18 protein-coding genes and 2 pseudogenes are annotated in these 19,245 nt (G+C 65.8%); 11 read left to right on the forward strand and 9 right to left on the reverse strand.

Annotated features, from left to right (window positions below):
• Nucleotides 1-101: 101 nt before the first annotated feature.
• Both ACVWWN_RS12910 and ACVWWN_RS12915 read left to right on the forward strand, forming a co-directional pair.
• Entirely contained in the window at nucleotides 102-890 is a 789-nt protein-coding gene (locus ACVWWN_RS12910) for a glycosyltransferase family 2 protein (RefSeq protein WP_457144251.1), read from the forward strand.
• Nucleotides 887-1,606 carry a glycosyltransferase gene (locus tag ACVWWN_RS12915; protein ID WP_457144252.1) on the forward strand — a complete coding sequence of 240 codons (720 nt, stop codon included), beginning with the start codon at nucleotides 887-889 and terminating at the stop codon, nucleotides 1,604-1,606. The genes ACVWWN_RS12910 and ACVWWN_RS12915 overlap by 4 nt, the downstream gene beginning before the upstream one ends.
• On the opposite strand, the gene ACVWWN_RS12920 is transcribed toward ACVWWN_RS12915, so the two are convergent.
• Nucleotides 1,603-3,342 (reverse strand): AMP-binding protein, encoded by a 1,740-nt coding sequence (locus tag ACVWWN_RS12920; protein ID WP_457144253.1) that lies wholly within the window; start codon nucleotides 3,340-3,342, stop codon nucleotides 1,603-1,605. The genes ACVWWN_RS12915 and ACVWWN_RS12920 overlap by 4 nt on opposite strands.
• Nucleotides 3,343-3,537: 195 nt before the next feature.
• Here ACVWWN_RS12920 and ACVWWN_RS12925 point away from each other — a divergent pair, with 195 nt between their 5' ends.
• The 3 genes from ACVWWN_RS12925 to ACVWWN_RS12935 all read left to right on the forward strand — a co-directional run bounded on the left by ACVWWN_RS12925 (nucleotide 3,538) and on the right by ACVWWN_RS12935 (nucleotide 6,025).
• Nucleotides 3,538-4,536: a GNAT family N-acetyltransferase gene (locus ACVWWN_RS12925; RefSeq protein ID WP_457144254.1), complete on the forward strand. Its 999-nt coding sequence runs from the start codon at nucleotides 3,538-3,540 to the stop codon at nucleotides 4,534-4,536.
• The gene (locus tag ACVWWN_RS12930; RefSeq protein ID WP_457144255.1) at nucleotides 4,536-5,384 is read left to right on the forward strand and encodes a shikimate 5-dehydrogenase; all 849 of its coding nucleotides are present in this window, start codon (nucleotides 4,536-4,538) and stop codon (nucleotides 5,382-5,384) included. The genes ACVWWN_RS12925 and ACVWWN_RS12930 overlap by 1 nt, the downstream gene beginning before the upstream one ends.
• 269 nt (nucleotides 5,385-5,653) lie before the next feature.
• Nucleotides 5,654-6,025: a hypothetical protein gene (locus tag ACVWWN_RS12935; protein ID WP_457144256.1), complete on the forward strand. Its 372-nt coding sequence runs from the start codon at nucleotides 5,654-5,656 to the stop codon at nucleotides 6,023-6,025.
• A gap of 62 nt (nucleotides 6,026-6,087) precedes the next feature.
• Here ACVWWN_RS12935 and ACVWWN_RS12940 read toward each other — a convergent pair whose 3' ends face one another.
• The 3 genes from ACVWWN_RS12940 to lpqN are packed head-to-tail and all read right to left on the reverse strand — an operon-like array spanning nucleotide 6,088 to nucleotide 7,207.
• On the reverse strand, nucleotides 6,088-6,225 hold the full coding sequence (locus ACVWWN_RS12940; RefSeq protein ID WP_457144257.1) for a hypothetical protein: 138 nt from the start codon (nucleotides 6,223-6,225) through the stop codon (nucleotides 6,088-6,090).
• A 39-nt stretch (nucleotides 6,226-6,264) separates the two neighbouring features.
• Nucleotides 6,265-6,474, reverse strand: a complete 210-nt coding sequence (locus ACVWWN_RS12945) for a hypothetical protein (RefSeq protein WP_457144258.1) — start codon at nucleotides 6,472-6,474, stop codon at nucleotides 6,265-6,267.
• Nucleotides 6,475-6,499: 25 nt separating this feature from the next.
• Nucleotides 6,500-7,207: an envelope biogenesis lipoprotein LpqN gene (lpqN, locus tag ACVWWN_RS12950; protein ID WP_457144259.1), complete on the reverse strand. Its 708-nt coding sequence runs from the start codon at nucleotides 7,205-7,207 to the stop codon at nucleotides 6,500-6,502.
• A 456-nt stretch (nucleotides 7,208-7,663) separates the two neighbouring features.
• On the opposite strand from lpqN, the gene ACVWWN_RS12955 reads away from it, so the two are divergent.
• Entirely contained in the window at nucleotides 7,664-9,403 is a 1,740-nt protein-coding gene (locus ACVWWN_RS12955) for a PE-PPE domain-containing protein (RefSeq protein WP_457144260.1), read from the forward strand.
• An 8-nt stretch (nucleotides 9,404-9,411) separates the two neighbouring features.
• Here ACVWWN_RS12955 and ACVWWN_RS12960 read toward each other — a convergent pair whose 3' ends face one another.
• On the reverse strand, nucleotides 9,412-9,708 hold the full coding sequence (locus tag ACVWWN_RS12960; protein ID WP_457144261.1) for a hypothetical protein: 297 nt from the start codon (nucleotides 9,706-9,708) through the stop codon (nucleotides 9,412-9,414).
• Between the two features lie 276 nt (nucleotides 9,709-9,984).
• On the opposite strand from ACVWWN_RS12960, the gene ACVWWN_RS12965 reads away from it, so the two are divergent.
• Both ACVWWN_RS12965 and ACVWWN_RS12970 read left to right on the forward strand, forming a co-directional pair.
• Entirely contained in the window at nucleotides 9,985-10,653 is a 669-nt protein-coding gene (locus tag ACVWWN_RS12965) for a DUF5642 family protein (RefSeq protein ID WP_457144262.1), read from the forward strand.
• A gap of 28 nt (nucleotides 10,654-10,681) precedes the next feature.
• Nucleotides 10,682-11,386, forward strand: coding sequence for a DUF5642 family protein (locus ACVWWN_RS12970; RefSeq protein WP_457144263.1), 705 nt, complete (start codon nucleotides 10,682-10,684; stop codon nucleotides 11,384-11,386).
• Between the two features lie 11 nt (nucleotides 11,387-11,397).
• Here the strand turns inward: ACVWWN_RS12970 and ACVWWN_RS12975 are convergent.
• Both ACVWWN_RS12975 and soxR read right to left on the reverse strand, forming a co-directional pair.
• Nucleotides 11,398-11,995, reverse strand: a pseudogene (locus ACVWWN_RS12975) (alpha-ketoglutarate-dependent dioxygenase AlkB).
• Nucleotides 11,996-12,028: 33 nt separating this feature from the next.
• Nucleotides 12,029-12,463: a redox-sensitive transcriptional activator SoxR gene (gene soxR / locus ACVWWN_RS12980; RefSeq protein WP_457144264.1), complete on the reverse strand. Its 435-nt coding sequence runs from the start codon at nucleotides 12,461-12,463 to the stop codon at nucleotides 12,029-12,031.
• Nucleotides 12,464-12,518: 55 nt separating this feature from the next.
• Here soxR and arcA point away from each other — a divergent pair, with 55 nt between their 5' ends.
• Both arcA and ACVWWN_RS12990 read left to right on the forward strand, forming a co-directional pair.
• The gene (arcA, locus tag ACVWWN_RS12985; protein ID WP_457144265.1) at nucleotides 12,519-13,730 is read left to right on the forward strand and encodes an arginine deiminase; all 1,212 of its coding nucleotides are present in this window, start codon (nucleotides 12,519-12,521) and stop codon (nucleotides 13,728-13,730) included.
• 968 nt (nucleotides 13,731-14,698) lie between these two features.
• A pseudogene (locus ACVWWN_RS12990) lies at nucleotides 14,699-14,806 on the forward strand (hypothetical protein); the annotation flags it as partial.
• Between the two features lie 1,034 nt (nucleotides 14,807-15,840).
• On the opposite strand, the gene ACVWWN_RS12995 reads toward ACVWWN_RS12990, so the two are convergent.
• Both ACVWWN_RS12995 and ACVWWN_RS13000 read right to left on the reverse strand, forming a co-directional pair.
• Entirely contained in the window at nucleotides 15,841-16,710 is an 870-nt protein-coding gene (locus tag ACVWWN_RS12995) for a hypothetical protein (RefSeq protein ID WP_457144266.1), read from the reverse strand.
• 99 nt (nucleotides 16,711-16,809) lie between these two features.
• Nucleotides 16,810-18,360 (reverse strand): dolichyl-phosphate-mannose--protein mannosyltransferase, encoded by a 1,551-nt coding sequence (locus ACVWWN_RS13000; RefSeq protein ID WP_457144267.1) that lies wholly within the window; start codon nucleotides 18,358-18,360, stop codon nucleotides 16,810-16,812.
• Between the two features lie 24 nt (nucleotides 18,361-18,384).
• Between ACVWWN_RS13000 and rsmI the strand changes: the two genes are divergently transcribed.
• Nucleotides 18,385-19,221 (forward strand): 16S rRNA (cytidine(1402)-2'-O)-methyltransferase, encoded by an 837-nt coding sequence (rsmI, locus tag ACVWWN_RS13005; RefSeq protein ID WP_457144268.1) that lies wholly within the window; start codon nucleotides 18,385-18,387, stop codon nucleotides 19,219-19,221.
• The last annotated feature ends 24 nt before the right edge of the window (nucleotides 19,222-19,245 follow it).

A 19,245-nucleotide genomic window follows, 5' to 3' on the forward strand; every position in this document is an offset into this window, starting at 1 on the left:
TCGCCGACCAATGCGTTTCGGGAGTTTGTCCACGCTCGCGAGGCGAGACGGCGAAGCGCCTCGTCTAGCATTGGGCCGTCAACTTCAGGGGGAGCGAGCAAATGCTGCTGATCGGTGTTCCGGTCTACGGTCAACACGAGTACACCCACGCACTTCTCGCCGACCTGCGCCGCGAACCCGCCGACTTCGTAATCGTCGACAACAAGGGCGATTACCCCCGAATCGGCGACGAACAGGTCATCACGCCGGGCCGCAATCTCGGGTGGGCGGGCGGGTCGAACTTCATCCTGCGTTACGCATTCGCCAATGGTTACAGCCACGCGATGACGTTGAACAACGACACCCGGCTGTCCCCGGGTTTCGTCGACGGCGTCCTTGATCCGCGCAACCCGGAGGACGCCGGGATCGTGGTGCCCGTCTACGACGACATCAACGGCCATCTCCGGATCGTCTCCGAGTACCGCGGCCCGGCCGCGGACTATCACCCCAAACCCGTCCTCCGGAAGCTGCCGTTCGCCGACGGGTGCGCCTTCATGATCTCCAGGGCGGCCTGGTTGGCGGTCGGCGAGTTCGACGAGCGGGCCTGGGGGAAGTTCGCCTGGGGCGCCGACGCGGACCTCTGCCTTCGCGCCCGAAAAGCCGGGTTCGGCGTCTACGGAACCGAGATGGCGTACATCAACCATTTCGGACGGCAATCGGCCACCGGCTTGAGCCGTCTCTACGGGTCGCGGGCTCAGTTTCGCTACCGGTACGGGCTGCTGCGCTACTGGATCAAGGAATGGCGGATGCTCGCGACGCGCACCAGCATTGTGCGCTTAGCGGCGGCGGCACCCGAGTCCACCCCGATTGTCGAAATTGCCGACAATAGCCAAACTGAACGGCAGACATGATTTCCTTTGTCATCCCGACGCTGAACGAGATCAAGACGATCGAGATGACTCTACGGTGCGTGGCCGGCTATTCAGGCGAGCACGAGATCATAATTTCCGACGGCAACAGCCGCGACGGCACCGTCGAGGTGGCCCGAAAATATACGGATAAAGTCTTCGTTCACGGCGAACCGACCCGACAGACGATAGCCATGGCCAGAAATATCGGAGCTGCGGCTGCCAGCGGCGATTATCTCGTCTTTCTCGATGCTGACGTCGTCGTTCCCGATATCGACGGATTCTTCGAAACCGCAGGGAAAGCATTTCAGGAAAACGCGAGATTGGTCGCGCTGACCGTGCAATATAAAGTTCTCCCTGAGTCGAGTACCACCATTGATCGCATCGTCTTTGCGATGCTCGGATTGCAACTACGCCTGCAGAACAACATCTTGCACTTCGGCGGTTCCGGGGGTGAATTTCAGATGATCGTCACCGATGCGTTCAGAAGAATCGGCGGATTCGACGAAAGCATGGCCGCCGCCGAAGACATGGATTTGTTTCTCCGGCTGTCAAAGATAGGCAGAACGCGTTTCGAAAAGACGCTCAGCGTCTACCACACGGGTAGAAGGGCGCACTCGACCGGCTGGCGAAGTCTGATCTGGGAATGGTTTACCAACACCACGTCGGTGTGGTTTTTCAAACGGTCGGCAAGTAAGGAATGGAAGGAAATCCGCTAACCGTCCAGGCGGATGAACCGGCCCTCCCGGTACTGCTCGACGCTCGTCGACCGCCGGATCTTGCCGCTGGTGGTGATCGGGATCGATCCGGGCGCCACGAACACCAAATCAGCGATGCTGAGTCCATGCGACGTCGAGACCGCCGAGGCGATTTCACCTTTGATCGCCTCGAATCTCGCCTGGACGTCCTCGTGGGAGGCGCCGCGCTTCTTGAGTTCGACGATGACAACCAGCTTTTCGGTCCCCGCGTCGGAGTCCGCGATCGCTGCGCACCGGCCGCCGCTGATCTCCTGGATCGTCGCCTCGATGTCTTCGGGGTAGTGATTGCGCCCGTAGACGATGAGCACGTCTTTGATGCGGCCCATGATGAACAGCTCGCCATTGGAGATAAACCCGAGGTCGCCGGTTCTGAGCCACGGCCCTCCCGGCGTCCCCGACGACGGGGCGACGAGCGCCGCGTGGAAGGTGCGCTCCGTTTCCTGCGGCTTCTTCCAATAACCGGCGGCCACGTTCTCGCCGTGCACCCAGATCTCGCCCGTCTGTTCGGCCGGGCATTCGGTGTTGGTGTCCCGATCGACGATCCGGACGAACGGTGAATGCGGCACGCCGTAACTGATCAAGTCGGTGCCGCCGCCGTTGGCGCGTCGCTTCGCGTGTCCGGCCGACAGTTTCTCCGATTCGAAGTGCGCGATCTCCGGAGGATCGCCGGGTCGCCGGGTCGCCACGTACACGGTTGCTTCTGCGAGACCGTACGAGGGGCGGAACGCGGTGTCGCGGAAACCGAAGCGGCTGAATCGGTCGGTGAATCGTCGCAGGGTAGCGGTGTGCACCCGCTCACTACCGCTGAGAATGCCCAGCACACTGCCGAGGTCGAGACCGGCCATGTCCTCGTCGGTCGTCCGGCGCACCGCCAACTCGAAAGCGAAATTGGGTGCCCCGGTCATGCACCGGGTATTGGTGGCCAGCAGTTGTATCCACCGGGCGGGGCGTGCCAGGAACGCCATCGGGCTCATCAGCACCGTGCGCAGGCCGCCGAGGATCGGGACGCAAACGCCCAGCAGCAGACCCATGTCGTGGTAGAAGGGCAGCCACGAGACCACCGTGGTATCCGGCGGGGCAACTTTTCCGTATTCGACGAAGAAGTCGGCATAGAGCTGCTCGAAGTTAGCTGAAAGGTTTCTGTTGGTGATCATGACCCCGGCGGGTTCGCGGGTCGACCCGGAGGTGTACTGCAGATAGGCGATATCCGGACGGTCGGCGTCCCGAATGCGAGGCACCTTCCTGGCGTCGAGGTCGAGCAAATCGACCTCGATCACTTTTGGAGCCGGTCCATCGTTGTCTGGCGTTGCGTAACCGGCGACATCGCCCGCGACAGCAGACGTCGTCAAGATCACCGACGGTGACGTGTCGCGGAGTACCGAGGTGATGCGCTCATCGTGCGCGCCGTGGTTGGGGACGGACAGTGGAACGGCTATCAGCCCGGCCTCCAACGCACCGAGAAAGGCGTAGATGTATTCCAGCCCCTGCGGCGCCAAAATGACTGCGCGATCGCCAGATTGACCGCAAAGCCGTAGTTCGCGTGCGACGTTCGACGCGCGTCGCGCGAGCTGGGACCACGTCACCGTTTCGGGGACACCTTCCCAATTGGTGTCGTAGTCGACGAATGTGAATGCCTCGTCGTTGGGCTGCAGACTGGCGCGCTCGCGCAACACAGCGGGTATCGAAGACCCCGGCATAAGCGTCAGCCCCTCTGTTCGGCCGTCGGACGGTGTTTGCTCCGCCGGTCTTGATATTAACCAGACCGACAATAAATGACGAGTTTAAGCAAACGAATCGTGCGGAACCAATTTAGCGGAAAGTACCAGTACGGACGTGTTGGCGCGGCGCCGGATTCCTTGATCGGGCCGATGTACACCCCGTAGCCTCGTGGCGTGGCAGGCCTGACCGCTGTGCGTGCTGACGAACTCGCCGTCCTCGCGGTGTTCGCCGGCTGCCCCGTCGAGGCCCTGTCGCCGCTGGCGGCGCGAATGCGACCGCTGAGCGCCGCGCCGGGTCAGGTCCTCATGCAGCAGGGCGAGCTGGCGGTTTCATTCCTGCTGATCGGAAGCGGCCGGGCCGAGGTCAGCCACACCGGGGTCGACGGCCACGACACCGTCGTCGGCTTGGAACCGGGCCTGATCGTCGGTGAGATCGCGTTGCTCCGCGACGCCCCACGCACCGCCACGGTCGTCGCGGTGGACCGGCTGAAGGGCTGGGTGGGCGGTCGTGACGCCTTCGCCACCATGCTCGAGATCCCGAGCATGATGGACAAGCTGGTGCGCACGGCGCGCCAGCGCCTGGCCGCCTTCATCACGCCGATTCCGGTCAGCCTGCGCGACGGCAGCGAGCTATTCCTGCGGCCCGTCCTGCCCGGTGACAACGAGCGCACCACCAACGGGCCCGTCGAATTCTCCAGCGAGACGATGTACCGCCGCTTCCAGTCGGCGCGCGGACCCACCAAGTCGTTGATGACGTACCTGTTCGAGGTCGACTACGTGGATCACTTCGTCTGGGTGATGACCGACGGACCCGAGGGCCCCGTCGTGGCAGACGCCCGCTTCGTCCGCGACGAGAACGACGCGACCGTCGCCGAAGTGGCTTTCATCGTCGCGGACGCCTACCAGGGCCGCGGTATCGGCACGATTCTGATGGACGCCTTGGCGGTGGCCGCGGGCTACGACGGAGTCGAACGCTTCACCGCGCGGGTGCTGACGGAGAATTACCCCATGCGAGCCATCCTCGATCATTTCGGAGCGCAGTGGCACCGTGACGATCTCGGTGTAGTCACCACCTCCATCGACGTCCCAGACACTCGTGACCTGCACTTCACGCCGGAGCTCACGCAGCAGATCCGCGCTATGACGCGCCAGGTGATCAGGGCCGTCGGCTGATGCCGGATGCACTGAACACCGCCGGCGGGAAGAGGCCGGCGCTGAACAAGGACACCCGGCTGTGCATCTCGCTGTCGGGGCGTCCCAGTAATATCGGCACGCGGTTTCACAACTACCTGTACGAGCACCTCGCTCTCGACTTCATCTACAAGGCGTTCACCACCACCGATATCGCCGCCGCCATCGGGGGCGTGCGGGCGCTGGGCATCCGCGGCTGCTCGGTCTCGATGCCCTTCAAACAGGACGTCATTGCGCTCGTCGACCATGTCGAGCCGTCAGCGCGGGTCATCCATTCCGTCAACACCATCGTCAACGACGATGGACGCCTGACCGCGTCCAACACGGATTACCTTGCGGTACAACGGCTCATCGACAAGCACGGGCTGGAGCCGACACAGTCGGTGCTGATCCGGGGGAGCGGCGGGATGGCCAGTGCGGTCGGTGCCGCATTCCGGGACAGCGGATTCAACACGGGCACCGTCATCGCCCGCAACACCGAGGCCGGGCGTGTGCTGGCCGAGCGCCTCGGCTACGACTACGCCCGGGAAGTCGGCTCGCTGGCGGCGGAAATCATCGTCAACGTCACGCCGCTTGGTATGGCCGGTGGGCCCGAGGAATCCGAGCGGGCGTATGACGAGTCGACAATCGGCAAGGCGCACACGGTTTTCGATGTGGTCGCGATGCCGTCGGAAACGCCGTTGATCACCGCCGCGCGGGCCGCGGGCGTAGGCGTCATCACCGGAGCCGAAGTGATCGCACTGCAGGCCGCCGAACAATTCGAGCGCTACACCGGCGTGCGTCCGACCGATGACCAGGTGGCCGAGGCGTCAGCGATCTCGCGGGCGTGACCGTCAGGGCGCGTTGACCACGACGATCGGGCGGCGAGCGCGTTCGACCGTGGCTGGTGACGCCGGAATAGAACATCCTCGCTGCGACGAACCACGACAACGACAGGTGAACGGATTCCGCCGAGGGGCCGCGTCATCGGGTAGTGCCAACTCGAAGGGCAGCGCGATCTGCGTACCGGCGCGCAGCGGAATCTCCCTGTCCAGCTGCATGATTCGACCGTCGAGCGCACCCCCTGAGCCGGATACTTGTCCAGCGGATGGTGCTCGCGTTGGCGTTGCCAGTACACCGCGACGTCTCCGTTCGGCACGCCCTGCTGGGGCGTAACGTCACGTTTCCCGAGATCGTCTCGCCTGCCCGGTACACCGGTGACGGGATCATGATGTCCATGACGGTGGCACCGTCTCCCCAGACCCGTTGCATCGGTTCCTCGACCGCTTCGACGTCGGCGGTGGCGATGACGACGGCGAACCCACCGTCAGTGTCGACGTCGCGGCCGCCGCGTTCGGCGACGAGTCGGCAAGCCCACCTCGCGAGCACCGGCGAGGACCTCGGTGCCCACGACGGCACCGTGAACGATGCCGAGGTGCCGGTGAATTCGCTTGCCGCGCTGGGTAATCGGTGCCGACCTGCCCAGTGGTAGCGGTAGAAGTTGTGGTAGCCCCACTCGAGCCGCGCGGAGCCGAAGAGACCCACGCCCGGCCGCTAGTTCTTCCGCTGCGACTCGGCGTACTCCTCGGGATGGTGCTTCTTCTGGTAGGCCCGCATCGGCCAGAACAGCAGCCACAGCAGCGGGTAGATTGTTACGTGAAACGCCAGGTGTAGCAGGGCGCCGGCGAGCACGGCGAACACCCAGGCCGGACAGATGATGATCAGGCAGAACTAGATGAACTGTTTCACCACCACCGGATAGCCCTCGGCCATCGACCACACGAACCGAGGGCTCATCGCGCGCAAGTAATGCTGAACCTTCGACGTCTCCGCCTCGGCTTCACCCTGCGCCGCGCTGACATCGCGTCCGCGCTCCTCGCAGATGAGGCCACGCGCAGGCGGGGCAGGCTCGTTGGAAGCGGACGGCTGCCCTGAAGTCATCGGTTCCGACCTTGTCGGTGCGGCGTCAGGGGGTGATCGTGGTCTGCTCGTCGATGACCGAGGTCGCGTCCATCAGCGGGCCCATCTGATCCTCGGTGCCATCGGCGTTGAGCTGCAGGACGTACAGCCCGTCCTGGCCCGGTATCACGACCGTCTTCTGGGCGATCATCCGCTTGGCGCCTTCCTTGGTGTAGGTGCCGCCGATCTGGGTCGCGTCAAAGCCGCCGAGCGTGCTCGGGCTGCCCTCCTCGGCCCCTTCGTATCCGGGCAGGTTCTTGATCTCACCCGGTGCGAACTCGAGGATCTTGGCCGGGTCGACGTTGCCGACGAGCTTGGAGACGAGCGCGATGATGGTCGGCGGGTCGGGTGCCAGCGCCGGATCGGTGGCCACGATTGCGCCGTAGGCCCATTCCGGCGTGCGGTTGCCTGCGTCCTCCCAGCCCTCGGGGAACGGCAGGTCGATCGTCGGCGACCCGGGATTCCCGCGATGGATGGGCGTCTCGGTGATGTTGTTCTCCTTGATGTAATCGACGATCGTCTTGTTCGTTCCCGCGGCTGCCTGCGCCGACGTGGTCGGTGCGGCCTTGCTGGTGGTCTCCGCTTCGCTGCTGCTGCTGCTCGCCTGCGTGGAGGACGACGGCTCGGTTTTGGTATCCGATCCGCAGCCGGCCAGGCCGATGCCGAGTGCAACGGCGGCCATGGCGATCACGCCGGCTCGCAGTGAGCTTGTCATTGGGTCTCCCGTCGGTTGGAAATCTCGGGCGTAGCCTACGGTCGGCAAACACTTGGCGCAGCGGGAATCGGTACGGCATCGGCGGATCGTCACCGGAAAACCGGAGGAAGCGTGGGTGCTTTAGGGCATCGCCGAGGATCTGCAGCGCACCGCCAGGAAACCGATACGGTTGTCATCGCAAATAGCGTGCTTCAGAACAGCACGGAACCTAGAACTCGTTTCTGCAGTTTGCTGGCCTGAATAAATGGTCTATACGTTTGCGCCAGCAAACCAAATTGCTTGACTCGTCAAGCAATTTGCTTTCGAGCATTCGGAATCCCTCCTGGGTTCGCCACGACGGGTGGAAGATCCACCTGTACTGCTGATTCAAGTTGGACACTCGATAACTCACGGGGCCCGGCATCCGTCAGACGTGCATCTCATCGATATGGGCAGAGTGGCAGAGGGGTCCTGGCCATGCGTATGAATATCCGTTCGCTGTCGGCGGTTTTTCTGGCATTTTTCGCGGCCATCGGGTTGACGGTTTCCTGGAGCATGACGACCGCGGTTCAGCTGCAGGCCGCGACGGCCCTCGTCATGGGTGGGACGGGCCATCCGCTCAGTGGTCGGGATTCGCCCGGATTCATCGGCTCTTACCTCGACGGTGCGGTCAGGCGCTACATCAACCCGGGAATCAGCTCCGGATCAATGGGCGAGCGGGAACTCGTGACCAACGCCGTAGCGGTGGTCACGCCCGAGGAGTTCTTTCCGGTTTCCGGATTGATGACCTTCGAGCGGTCGGTCGCCGACGGCCGTGCCAACGTCCACCGCTGTCTCACCGGAGTCGGTTGTGACCACAATGGCGGGGCTTACTCGCCGCCGGGCGCCGCAGACCCGATGGCGATCTTCGGATATTCGCAGAGCGCGGTGATCGCCTCGCTGGTCAAGCAGGACCTGATCAACGCCTACAAGCCGGGGGATCCGTCCCGGATGTTCAACCTGATCGCGAATCCGATGCGTCCCAACGGTGGAATCATGATGTGGGGCAATGGAATCCCCACTATCCCGATCATGGGAATTCCGTTCTACGGGGCCGCGCCGAACAATGGCCCGGTGGGCCCTGGCGGGGCATTCCTGTATCCCACGATCGACGTCGTCCAGCAGTACGACGCTCTCGGGGGTGACTTCCCTCCGCGATTCCTCAATTGGCTGGCCACCATCAACGCCTTCGCGGGCTACCTGCTCTTGCACGGCAAAGTGGTCGACAAGCCGTTGAGCGAAGCGAAATATCAGGACACGGTGGGAGACACGACCTACTACATGTTCCCCACGGACATCCTGCCGATCCTGATGCCGCTGCAGCAGATCGGTATCCCCAAGGCGCTGCTGAAACTCATCGACGCGCCGATGCGGGTGTTGATCGAGGACGCGTATGTGCGCAATCTGAGCCCGGGTCTGCGGGTCGGGCTGAGCATCCTGCCGGTCGGAAACCCGATCGCCGTGGTGATAAACCTGTTGCGCTCCATACCGGTCGGCTTCGACGACATGATGCAGGGGTTCGGCCTCGGCCGACCGCTCGGCACCACACCCGCGGGACCGTTCGGTGTCGGTGGTCCGTCGCTGCCGAATCCGCCGTCGCCGGCGATCAATGCTCTCGATGGTCCGGCCGCCGCGGGAGCTGTGGACACCACAGACACATCCCGGCTGTCGCAGCCGGTCGAGCTCACTGCCCGCGGTATCGTGAAATCCGCTGTCCCCGAAGCTAAGTCGCCGATGGCCGGGTCGCCGGTCGAGACCGAGTTGGCACCCGAGGATGCCGAGATTCCTGCGGGGGCCGCTGAAGAGCAGCCGGTAATCCGTGCGGAAACGCAGCCAGAGGTCACCGGTGGGGAAACAGCACAGAACGGGGTGGAGAACACCGAGACAACCGTCAAGCCGGTCGAACCGGTCAGCAACCCGGGGGTGAAGCGGAAGGTGTCCGCAACCGATCCGGATCGGCCCAAGGTACGTGGTCCCATCCGGTTCGACGGTCCGAAGGGATCCCACGTGCCGTCATCACCGGGCACGCCCTCCGGTCAGGCGTCGGAGGGCGAAAAGCCGGACGGATCAGCGGATGGCCCGGTCGCCGGCGGTGACGCCACCGGTGCGCAAAACGCGGATTCCACGGGTGAGGACCGTGACGAGGCTGCGGCTGCCGACCAGAAGGACGCCGCCTGACCGATGCCTCAGCACTTGGCCGTGAGATACACGGTCTGGTAGACGATTTCGTTGAGCATCTCGCTGCCTGCCCCGACCGGCTGGACGACCGCGGCACCGGGCCGAACCGAGTCGACCGAGCACTGGTCGAGCGGACGGGGGCCCAACTTGTCCAGGACGACTTTGTAGCCGTAGCTTTCCAGCTCGTTGACGGTGTCCTGCGCCGAACCGAGGCCTGACGGCGCGGCCTCGGCACCTGCAGCGAGCCCCATCGCGAGCGTGGTGAGTGAGCCTCCCGCGATGACGGCGAACGTGAAAATATTCATCTGTGGTGCCTCCACGTCGTTTCCCCCGGCCAGCTGGCACCGTTCCCGGTGAGCGCCGGTCTAAAGGATGAAACCTGCGGCTGCACAGATTGATTCCGGGTGTGTCCAACGCCTCGCGCCGGGATTCGAAGCGCAGGAAGTTGTTATGATCCGCGGCCTGCGCGCAGCGCACGGCGCAATCTCGCCACCCGTTGGTCGATCTGCCCCGAAAGTCCTGGTCTGGGGACACGGGATGTTGCAGGGCTTTTCTCGGCAACCTCTGTGGTATCAACGGGAGTGCGGCTGTTTGCCTTGCTGGCCACGCTGTCCCTCCCGGTGGCGGCGTGTGGCCTGCCGGCCGGTCCCGCGTCATCCGTCGTGCAGACCACGCCGTCGTCCCACCGGCCCGTGAACCCCGCCGGCGTCGACCGGTTGCGCGGGGATCTGCCCCCGGGATACGAGATCGTCGACCTCACCGGGGTGGCGGCGCCTGCCGGTCTGTGGGGTCTGGGTCCCGGATGGAGCGCTGAGCCGACGCAGTGCCGGTCGCTCGGCGATCCGGTCGACGCCGCCGTGACGACCCGAGGGTGGTCGGGTTCCGGTCCCGGCGGAATCGTGCACGTCGTGGTCACCGGCTCGCCGCCGCTTCACACCGGTCTCGATCCGGCGCTGGTCGCCGACTGCGGCCACTGGACGCTGGCCGGCGGGCATACGAGCGGAAGCGTCACACTGGTCGATGCGCCCGCCGTCGACGGAGCCGCGACGGTGGCGATGAGCACCGCGACGACGACCGTCGTCGAGGGTGGCACCGAAACCCGCGCACATGCCGACACGGTGACCGCGTATCTCGGTGACTACGTCGCTTTCGTGACCGTTGTCACCGATCCTGGATCGCCGAATCCTCCACTCCGACAGGATTTTGCCGCGACATTGCTCGTCAAAACGTTGTCGGCATTACGGGGCTGAGCGGGGACCTGCGGGTACATTGACGGCGATGTTCAACCGGCGCACATTCCCGAGTCACTACGCTCCTGCCCTCCGGCAAGCCGTACCCGTCATCGCATGCGCCGGCGTCCTGGCCGCATGTGGCACCGGCCAGTCGGCCGAGCCCGACCTGTCCCACGCGGACATCGCCAACGTCAAGAATGTGCGGTCCAGCTTCGGTCCACCGTTCCAGGTCACCGATACCGCACCGACCGGCATCGATCCGAAGCTCTTCGCTCCCCAGCCCCTGCCGCCGGGAATCACATTCGACCCGGCCGACTGCGGGAAGGCGGCGACCGACGCGGTGCTGCCCGCCGGGGTGAAGGGCAACATGGCGGCGCTGACCGCCGAGGGCGAGGGCAACCGGTTCATCGCGATCGCGGTCGAGACCTCGGAGACGGTGCCCCCCAACGATCCCGCATCGAATTGCCAGAAGGTCGGGTTCACCGGGCCGGGCATGCGGGGGGTCGCCGAAGTCGTCGACGCCCCCCAGATTCAGAACGTGCACACTCTCGGCGTACACCGCGTGGTGCAGACGACGGTCGACGGTAAGCCCCGCACCGGCGAACTCTACAACTACGTCGCCAGATTCGGGCAGTACATCGTGATCGTCACCGCCAACCCGCTCGTCGTGCCCGACAAGCCCGTCGCGCCCGTCGACACGAAACGGGCCCGCGACTTGCTCGGCGCCGCCGTCGCCGCGGTCGAGGGCTAGGTTCTGCCGCGTCAGCGCACGTCGTGGGGCCGGAATTGGATGCTGATCCGCGGACCGACGGGCCGGGCAGTCTTCGGGATGGCGTGCTCCCACGTGCGCTGGCAGGACCCGCCCATCACCAGCAGATCGCCGTGATGGTGGTGAAGCCGCAGCGATTTGCCGCCGCCGCGCGGCCGCAGCGCGAAAACCCTTGTCGCGCCGAGGCTGACGATGGCCACCATGGTGTCCCGGGTGCTGCTGCGGCCGATGGGTGTCGCCGTGCCAGGCCACGCTGTCCTCGCCGTCGCGGTACAGGCACAGGCCCGCGGTGGTGAACGGTTCGCCGAGTTCACCGCCGTAGGCGTCGTTGAGGCGACGACGGATCTGCTTGAGCCGCGGATGCGGCACCGGCTCGTCGACGAGGTTGTGGAAGCTGACCAGCCGCGGGACGTCGACCACGCGGTCATACATCTGCCTGCGCTCGGCGCGCCAAGGAATGCACTCGCGCAGCTCGTCGAACAATGATTCGTCGTCGGTCAGCCAGCCGGCCCGCACGTCGACCCATGCGCCGTTACCGAGGTGACGACGTTCGGCGTGTTCGAAGAGAGAGCTTTGCAGCGCCGACTCCATGTACACGAGTCTATCGCACACCCGTTCGAATCGTCACAGTCGAACCGCGCCGGGGCCCTGTCCGGCAAGGACGTCACCGGGATTGGACAGCGCGCAGGTCTTCAGGCTCAGGCACCCGCAGCCGATGCAGCCGGTCAGATTGTCGCGCAGCCGCTGCAGGTGCAGGATCCGGTCGTCGAGGTCCTGCCGCCAGCCGGCCGACAGCTTCGCCCAGTCCTTGCTGGTCGGCACGCGGTGGGTGGGCAATGTCGACAGCGCCTCGCGGATGCGGATCAGGGGAATGCCGAGCCGCTGCGACATGCGGATGAACGCCACCCGGCGTAACGTCTCGCGTGCATAGCGGCGCTGGTTGCCGCCGGTGCGCCGGCTGTGGATGAGCCCTTCACGTTCGTAAAAGTGCAGCGCCGACACCGCGACGCCGCTGCGTTCGGCCATCTCGCCGGGGGTCAGCTCATGGATCAAATCCATGACCTCAACCATAGTTGAGGTGGCAGTCGACGGGCCGGCCGCTACGGTGCTAGATGTGACAGACACCGTGTTGGGCTGCGACTCCGAGGTCGGCAGGCTGCGCGCTGTCATCCTGCACCGGCCCGGCGCCGAACTGCAACGGCTGACGCCGCGCAACAACGACGCGCTTCTGTTCGACGGTCTGCCGTGGGTGACCAAGGCGCAGGAGGAACACGATGCGTTCGCCGCGGTGCTGTTCTCGCGAGGTGTCGAGGTCTTGCTCCTGGCGGATCTGCTCACCGAGGCGCTGTCGAAGAGCGGCGCGGCCCGGATGCACGGCATCGCCGCGGCGGTCGATCCGCGGCGGCTGGGACTACCGCTGGCGCAGGAGCTTTCGGCATATCTGCGGACACTCGAGCCGGCGCCGCTGGCGCGGGTGCTGATGGCGGGCATGACGTTCAACGAGCTGCCGATCAGCGGTGGTGAGCTGTCGCTGGTGCGAAGGATGCACCACGGTGGTGACTTCGTGATCGAGCCGCTGCCGAACCTGATGTTCACCCGAGACTCGTCGTTCTGGATGGGTCCCCGGGTGGCGATCACGTCGTTGGCGCTGCCGGCACGGGTGCGTGAGACGTCGCTGACCGACCTGATCTACGCGCACCACCCACGGTTCCTCGGCGTGCGCCGCGCCTACGAGTCGCGTTCGGCGCCCGTCGAGGGCGGGGACGTGCTGCTGCTGGCGCCCGGCGTGGTCGCGGTCGGGGTGGGCGAGCGCACCACGCCCGCCGGCGCGGAGGCGCTTGCCCGTAGCCTGTTCGACGACGATCTGGCGCATACGGTGCTGGCAGTGCCGATCGCACAGGAACGCGCACAGATGCACCTCGACACCGTGTGCACGATGGTCGATGTGGACGCCGTCGTGATGTATCCGAACATCGTGGACTCGTTGTCCGCCTTCACGATTCACCGGGTCGGCGACGGTGAGGTGAAGATCGACGACGCGGCCCCGTTCATCGAGGCGGCCGCGGCTGCCATGGGTATCGAAAAGCTGCGGGTGATCGCGACGGGCCTGGACCCCGTGACCGCCGAACGCGAGCAGTGGGACGACGGCAACAACACCCTGGCGGTGGCGCCCGGCGTCGTGGTCGCCTACGAGCGCAACGCCGAAACCAATGCGCGACTGGTGGATTCGGGCATCGAGGTGTTGCCGATCTCGGCGAGCGAACTGGGGACCGGCCGTGGCGGGCCCCGCTGCATGTCATGCCCCGCGGCTCGCGATCCGCTCTAGGGTTCCCCGCCGAAACATCATTCCCGGTCGTCACGCAGGTCGTTTCACAGCCCTTGCTGTTGTTTCGGCGACCTGTCGGTGGGGTTCGTCGCACGCACGTGTCACCAGGGGTGCTCAAGCGGTACGCAGCCGGGAATACAGCAAGGATCAACGACGTTGTTGGAGCACTCGAGAACGATTGCTGAATCTGCAAGTCGATGCAGATTGCTGTCCGCATGTCCCGCTGGGCGGCGGCGTGAACGGTCGGAAGCCAGTCGGTTGGTATGTGTCGGGGAACGGCCTTCGCACAGTCCGCCGGGCCCTACTTCAGACCTTCTAGCTGCGAGTTATATGAGAACGGCGATGGCACACCCGAGTCTCCGTTACCATCTTCGCCCATTTCGACGGCCGTTCCACCGTCCAGGTTGGCGCTAATCGACGAACCATCCACTCGCGCGCACAGAAATTAGCTTGCAGACTGTGATGTGTTTGCTTGACACAGTGGTAGCAACGACCATACAGTTGCCAAATCTCTCTCAGGGAAGACGCAGAAACAGCGCCTGCCGGGTGTCGACAGGTACGAAACCAAAGGGGGTCACACCTTGTCCGAACAGCGCAAGCGCGCGCCGCGGATGTCGGCACGCCAATACGTAGGTACAGGAGTAGCAGGGTTCGCGTTGGCCGGGATCGGCGCGCTGGCAGTCGCGTCGCCGGGCGCGCCGGCGCCGGTCACTGTGGAAGTGCAGTTGACATCGACCGGGTCGATGCTGCCGCTCGGCCCGCCACAAAATTGCTTGCTGAGTGGTCCGAGCTGCAATGTGCTCGGCTCCAGCGGCTCGCCCACGACCAACTCGATGTTCGGAGCGTCCCTCAGTGTCGGGACCGTCCAGCTTCCGGCGTTTCGACCGATCATCGGCCAGGGTGGCTGGCTGATCGGCGATGGCCTCAGCGGTCTTCAGCTCGATCCCAATTGCACCGCCAATTGCAGAGGCGGCAACGGCGGGCTGCTGTGGGGCAACGGAGGTGCAGGGGCGTTCGGCGGAAACGGCGGAAACGGTGGTCTGCTCTTCGGTAACGGCGGCGCAGGCGGGGACGGTGTGGACGCCGTATACGAGAAGCGCGGCGAAACCGGTGAAATAGTCCAGGTTTCCGCGGCGACCGCGGGTGGTAGGGGCGGCAACGGCGGCTTGTTGTTCGGCAATGGCGGCGGCGGTGGCCGCGGCGGCGTTGACGACAATGATCCCGACGAGAGCAACCGCAACGACGGAGTCACCGGTGACGCCAATGGCGGTGCCGGCGGTGCGGGCGGCCGCGGCGGCCTCCTCGGCGGCAATGGTGGCGCCGGCGGTGAGGGCGGCTTCGCAGATTCAGAAGACGGCAACGCCACTGGCGGCGCAGGCGGTGCGGGCGGCAACTCGACGACCGGCACGGCAGGTAACGGTGGCGCAGGCGGCGAAGGGGAGTCCCATTACGAGGGACCCAAGACCGACGTGACCGCTACCGGCGGTGCCGGCGGGGCAGGCGGTTCAACGGCGTTCGGTAGCGGTGGCACGGGCGGCGACGGCGGCTTCTCCGACGCGTACGTCGACGCGGCGGGCCAGGGCGGTGCCGGCGGTACCGGTGGCCGTGGCGGCGTCATCGCAGGTCCCGGTGGTAGCGGCGGTCAGGGAGGCGGCGCGGATGCCGACTTTGGCGACACCACCGGTGGCAGCGGCGGCACTGGCGGCCGTGGCGGCGCGATCGCGGGTCCCGGCGGTAGCGGCGGTCATGGCGGCGGCTCATACTCCGATCACGGAGACGTCACCGGTGGCAGTGGCGGCACTGGCGGCCGTGGCGGCGTCATCGGGGGCAATGGCGGCGGCGGCGGTGACGGCGGTAACGCCTCCGGGCGTGACACCGGTGGCACCAAGACCGGTGGCGCCGGAGGTGCCGGAGGTGCCGGCGGCCTCGGCGGCGGGAAGGGCGACAGCGGCTCCGACGGCGGCGCTGACAGCGACGGCCCAGGTGGCGGCGGCCAGTAGTCGTCTAACTCGTTGCAGTGCACGTGATTACGGGCGGCCGACTAGCACGTCGGCCGCCCGTACTCGTTGCGTGCCGCCCAACACGGGCGCCGAAACATCATTCCCGGTCGTCACGCGGGTCGTTTCACAGCCCTGGCTGTTGTTTCGCGTAGCCGCCATGCGCGTGCCACCCGTTCGATGATGTCGTAGCCGCGATCCTCGGATATCACCTTGATGTGCAGCCACCCTGAATCTTGAATCCGTCTGAGGCGCTTGACGTCCCATGCATAGCGAACACGGTCGGTCCGGTGCTGATCGCCGTCGTATTCGACGGCGACCATGACCTCGTCCCATCCCATATCCAGGTAGGCGAAGGGATCGCCGTGGTTGTCGAGGACGGGGATCTGGGTTCTCGGCCGCGGAAAGCCGGCATCCATGAGCAGAAGCCGCAGCCAGGTTTCCTTGGGTGACTGCGCTCCGGCGTCCATCAGATCGAGCGCGGTCCGAAGTCGCCGCACACCACGTGCACCCTTGTTCCGGTCGGCAAACGGCACGACGTGCTCGGCTGCCAGCCCCGTCGCGCGTGCCAGCGCGTCGAGATGGACGACGGCTGCGTCGCGACCCAGATGGCGGCCGAGGTCGAACGCCGTGCGCTGAATCGTCGCAACGGCCATGTTCTCGATCTCGACCACGTCGTCGCAGGTGAAGCGCTCGTCACGGGCAATGATGCCGCGAGGTGGATTCCAGTTCCGCCACAGCAGTTCGACGGGTGCGGACCGGCTGACCCACAATGCGCCGTGCAGGGCGGCGGCGGCTCGTCCCGTGATGACACCTCGGCGTTTGGACCACAACCATGCGCCGACCGTGTTGGCGTGCAACGACGGCTGGGCCGTTTTGCGCTCGTATACATCGGGGTAGATCGCTCGGTAGTTCCATCGCAGATCGCCGCGGGTGATCTCACCGCGTCTCAGCGCTTCGCTGCCCAAGAACACATCGTCCATGGCACCGATGGTGATCTGCACCTCCGACGGCCGGCGAGCCTTCAGAGAGGGTTGTCAACAGGCCGGGATCGCGACCGGGAATATTGTTTCGGCGCGAAACTAGCGCCAGGACGGCAACCAGATCTGCATGTTCCACGTCGCCTGCGAGATCGGGATGCCCGTCAGGATCGGGTACATCCACGCGAAGTTCGTCACCACAAGGGCGACATAGAAACACACCACCAGCAGGCCGAGCGTTCGTCGCTCCGAGTTCTGGTTGGGCTTGTAGAGGATGTCGCCGAGAATCATCGCGATCATCAGGACCAGGAACGGCGCCATCGTCGCCGCATAGAAGAAGTACATCTGCCGGTCGATGTCGGCGAACCACGGCAGGAATCCCGCGCCGTAGCCCACCAGGACTACCGAGTAGCGCCAGTCCCGCTTGACGAAGGCCCGCCACACCGCCCAGCCGAGCACCGGCACCGCGATGAACCACATCGCCGGCGTCCCGACGAGCATCACGGCCTTGACGCAGGACTGCGCGCCGCAGCCCGCCACATTCTGGTTGTCGATCGCGTACAGCACTGGACGCAGCGACATCGGCCACGTCCACGGCTTCGATTCCCACGGGTGGTGATTGCCCGCGTGGTTGGTCAGCCCTGAATGGAAGCGGTACGCCCCGTACGTGAAATGCCACAGCGAGCGCAGGCCGTCGGGAATGGGCAGCGCGCTGTGCGGCCCGATCGACTGGCCGACCTCGTGGCGGTTCACCGCGGTCTCCGAGGCGAACCACGGCGCATACGACGCCAGGTACACGCCGAACGGAATCATCACCAGCGCGTAGAACGAGGGCGCGACGTCGCGGCGCAACGCGCCCAGCCACGGCCGCGGCACCCGGTACTGCCTGCGTGCGCCGATGTCGAACGCCAGCGTCATCAGGCCGAAGAACACGATGAAGTACAGCCCGGACCACTTTGTCGCGCATGCCAACCCGAGCAGCACGCCGGCGCCGAATCGCCACCACCGGAAACCGAGCCGCGGACCCCACGGCGTCTCCGCGATGCGGCCCTCCAGCAGCGCGATGTGCATCCGTTCGCGCACCTCGTCCCGATCGACGATCAGGCAGCCGAACGCCGCGACCACGAACAGCGTCAGGAACCCGTCCAGCAGTGCCGTACGGGCCGCCACGAAGCTGACCCCGTCACAGATCAGCAGCAGGCCAGCGATTCCGCCGACGATCGTGGACCGGCTGATGCGTCGGCCGATCCGCACGACGAGCGCCACCATGATGACGCCGCACACCGCGCCGGCAAAGCGCCAGCCCAGTCCGTTGTAGCCGAAGATCGCCTCGCCGAGCGCGATGAGTTGCTTACCGACCGGCGGGTGCACCACCAGGCCGTAACCGGGGTTGTCCTCGACGCCGTGGTTGTGCAGCACCTGCCAGGCCTGCGGCGCGTAGTGCTTCTCATCGAAGATCGGGGTGCCCGCATCGGTCGGGGAACCCAGGTTCAGGAAACGCGAAATCGCCGCCAGAGCCGTGATGACGGCGGTCATGGCCCAGCCTTGCAGCCGATCCACCGGCCCGAAGTCGGCAACGGGTACCAGGGGCGCGGGGCTGATCACGGGAACCGCGCGCTCCCTGGCAACGACTGCTTCGGCCGGGGCGGTCACGAGAGCGATCGTAGGCTGTTGCGAATGAGCACCGGCCGACTGCTGATCGGAGCCACGCCGCTGGGTCAGCCGTCGGACGCCTCGTCTCGACTCGTGAGGGCGCTGGGCAGCGCCGATGTCATCGCCGCCGAGGACACCCGGCGGATCCGCATCCTGGCCCAGGCGCTCGAGGTGAGACTGGCAGGCAGGGTGGTCAGCCTGTTCGACCAGAACGAGGCGTCACGCGTATCCGCGTTGGTCGGCGACATCGAAGGCGGGGCCACGGTGCTGCTGGTCAGCGACGCCGGCATGCCGCTGATCAATGACCCCGGGTATCGGCTCGTGTCGGCATGCATCGAGGCTGGGGCGCCGGTCAGCTGCCTGCCGGGGCCGTCCGCGGTGACGACAGCGCTGGCGGTGTCCGGGCTGCCGTCGGAGCGGTTCTGTTTCGAGGGTTTCGCGCCGCGCAAGCACTCGGCCCGGCTGACGTGGCTGCAGGCCCTGGCCGGCGAGACCCGCACGGCCGTGTTTTTCGAATCACCCCGCAGGCTGTCCGACTGCCTGCGCGACGCGGTGCAGATGCTGGGGCCGGACCGGCGCGCGGCCGTCTGCCGGGAGCTGACCAAGACCCATGAGGAGATCGTCCGCGGCACGCTCGCCGAACTCGCGGAATGGGCGACCGACGGCGTGCTGGGTGAGATCACGGTCGTGGTCGCCGGCGCGACGCCGCAGGCGGACTTGGAGACCCTCGTGGCCGAGGTGAACGAACTCGTCGTTGCCGGGGCGCGCGTGAAGGACGCCTGCGCACAGGTGGTCGCGGAGAATCCCGGCTCTCCGTCACGACGCGAGCTCTACGATGCGGTGCTGCGCTCGCGAGACTGACCGCACAGACGCATCGAGGCGATG

Source organism: Mycobacterium sp. URHB0021, assembly GCF_054057895.1.

Excerpts from the sequence above, each read along its gene's own strand:
- ACVWWN_RS12910 (WP_457144251.1), top strand. The coding sequence starts at position 102 with ATGCTGCTGATCGGTGTTCCGGTCTACGGTCAACACGAGTACACCCAC.
- ACVWWN_RS12915 (WP_457144252.1), top strand. The coding sequence starts at position 887 with ATGATTTCCTTTGTCATCCCGACGCTGAACGAGATCAAGACGATCGAG.
- ACVWWN_RS12920 (WP_457144253.1), bottom strand. The coding sequence starts at position 3,342 with ATGCCGGGGTCTTCGATACCCGCTGTGTTGCGCGAGCGCGCCAGTCTG.
- ACVWWN_RS12930 (WP_457144255.1), top strand. The coding sequence starts at position 4,536 with ATGCCGGATGCACTGAACACCGCCGGCGGGAAGAGGCCGGCGCTGAAC.
- ACVWWN_RS12945 (WP_457144258.1), bottom strand. The coding sequence starts at position 6,474 with ATGACTTCAGGGCAGCCGTCCGCTTCCAACGAGCCTGCCCCGCCTGCG.
- lpqN (WP_457144259.1), bottom strand. The coding sequence starts at position 7,207 with ATGACAAGCTCACTGCGAGCCGGCGTGATCGCCATGGCCGCCGTTGCA.
- ACVWWN_RS12955 (WP_457144260.1), top strand. The coding sequence starts at position 7,664 with ATGCGTATGAATATCCGTTCGCTGTCGGCGGTTTTTCTGGCATTTTTC.
- ACVWWN_RS12960 (WP_457144261.1), bottom strand. The coding sequence starts at position 9,708 with ATGAATATTTTCACGTTCGCCGTCATCGCGGGAGGCTCACTCACCACG.
- ACVWWN_RS12970 (WP_457144263.1), top strand. The coding sequence starts at position 10,682 with ATGTTCAACCGGCGCACATTCCCGAGTCACTACGCTCCTGCCCTCCGG.
- soxR (WP_457144264.1), bottom strand. The coding sequence starts at position 12,463 with ATGGATTTGATCCATGAGCTGACCCCCGGCGAGATGGCCGAACGCAGC.
- ACVWWN_RS12995 (WP_457144266.1), bottom strand. The coding sequence starts at position 16,710 with ATGGACGATGTGTTCTTGGGCAGCGAAGCGCTGAGACGCGGTGAGATC.
- rsmI (WP_457144268.1), top strand. The coding sequence starts at position 18,385 with ATGAGCACCGGCCGACTGCTGATCGGAGCCACGCCGCTGGGTCAGCCG.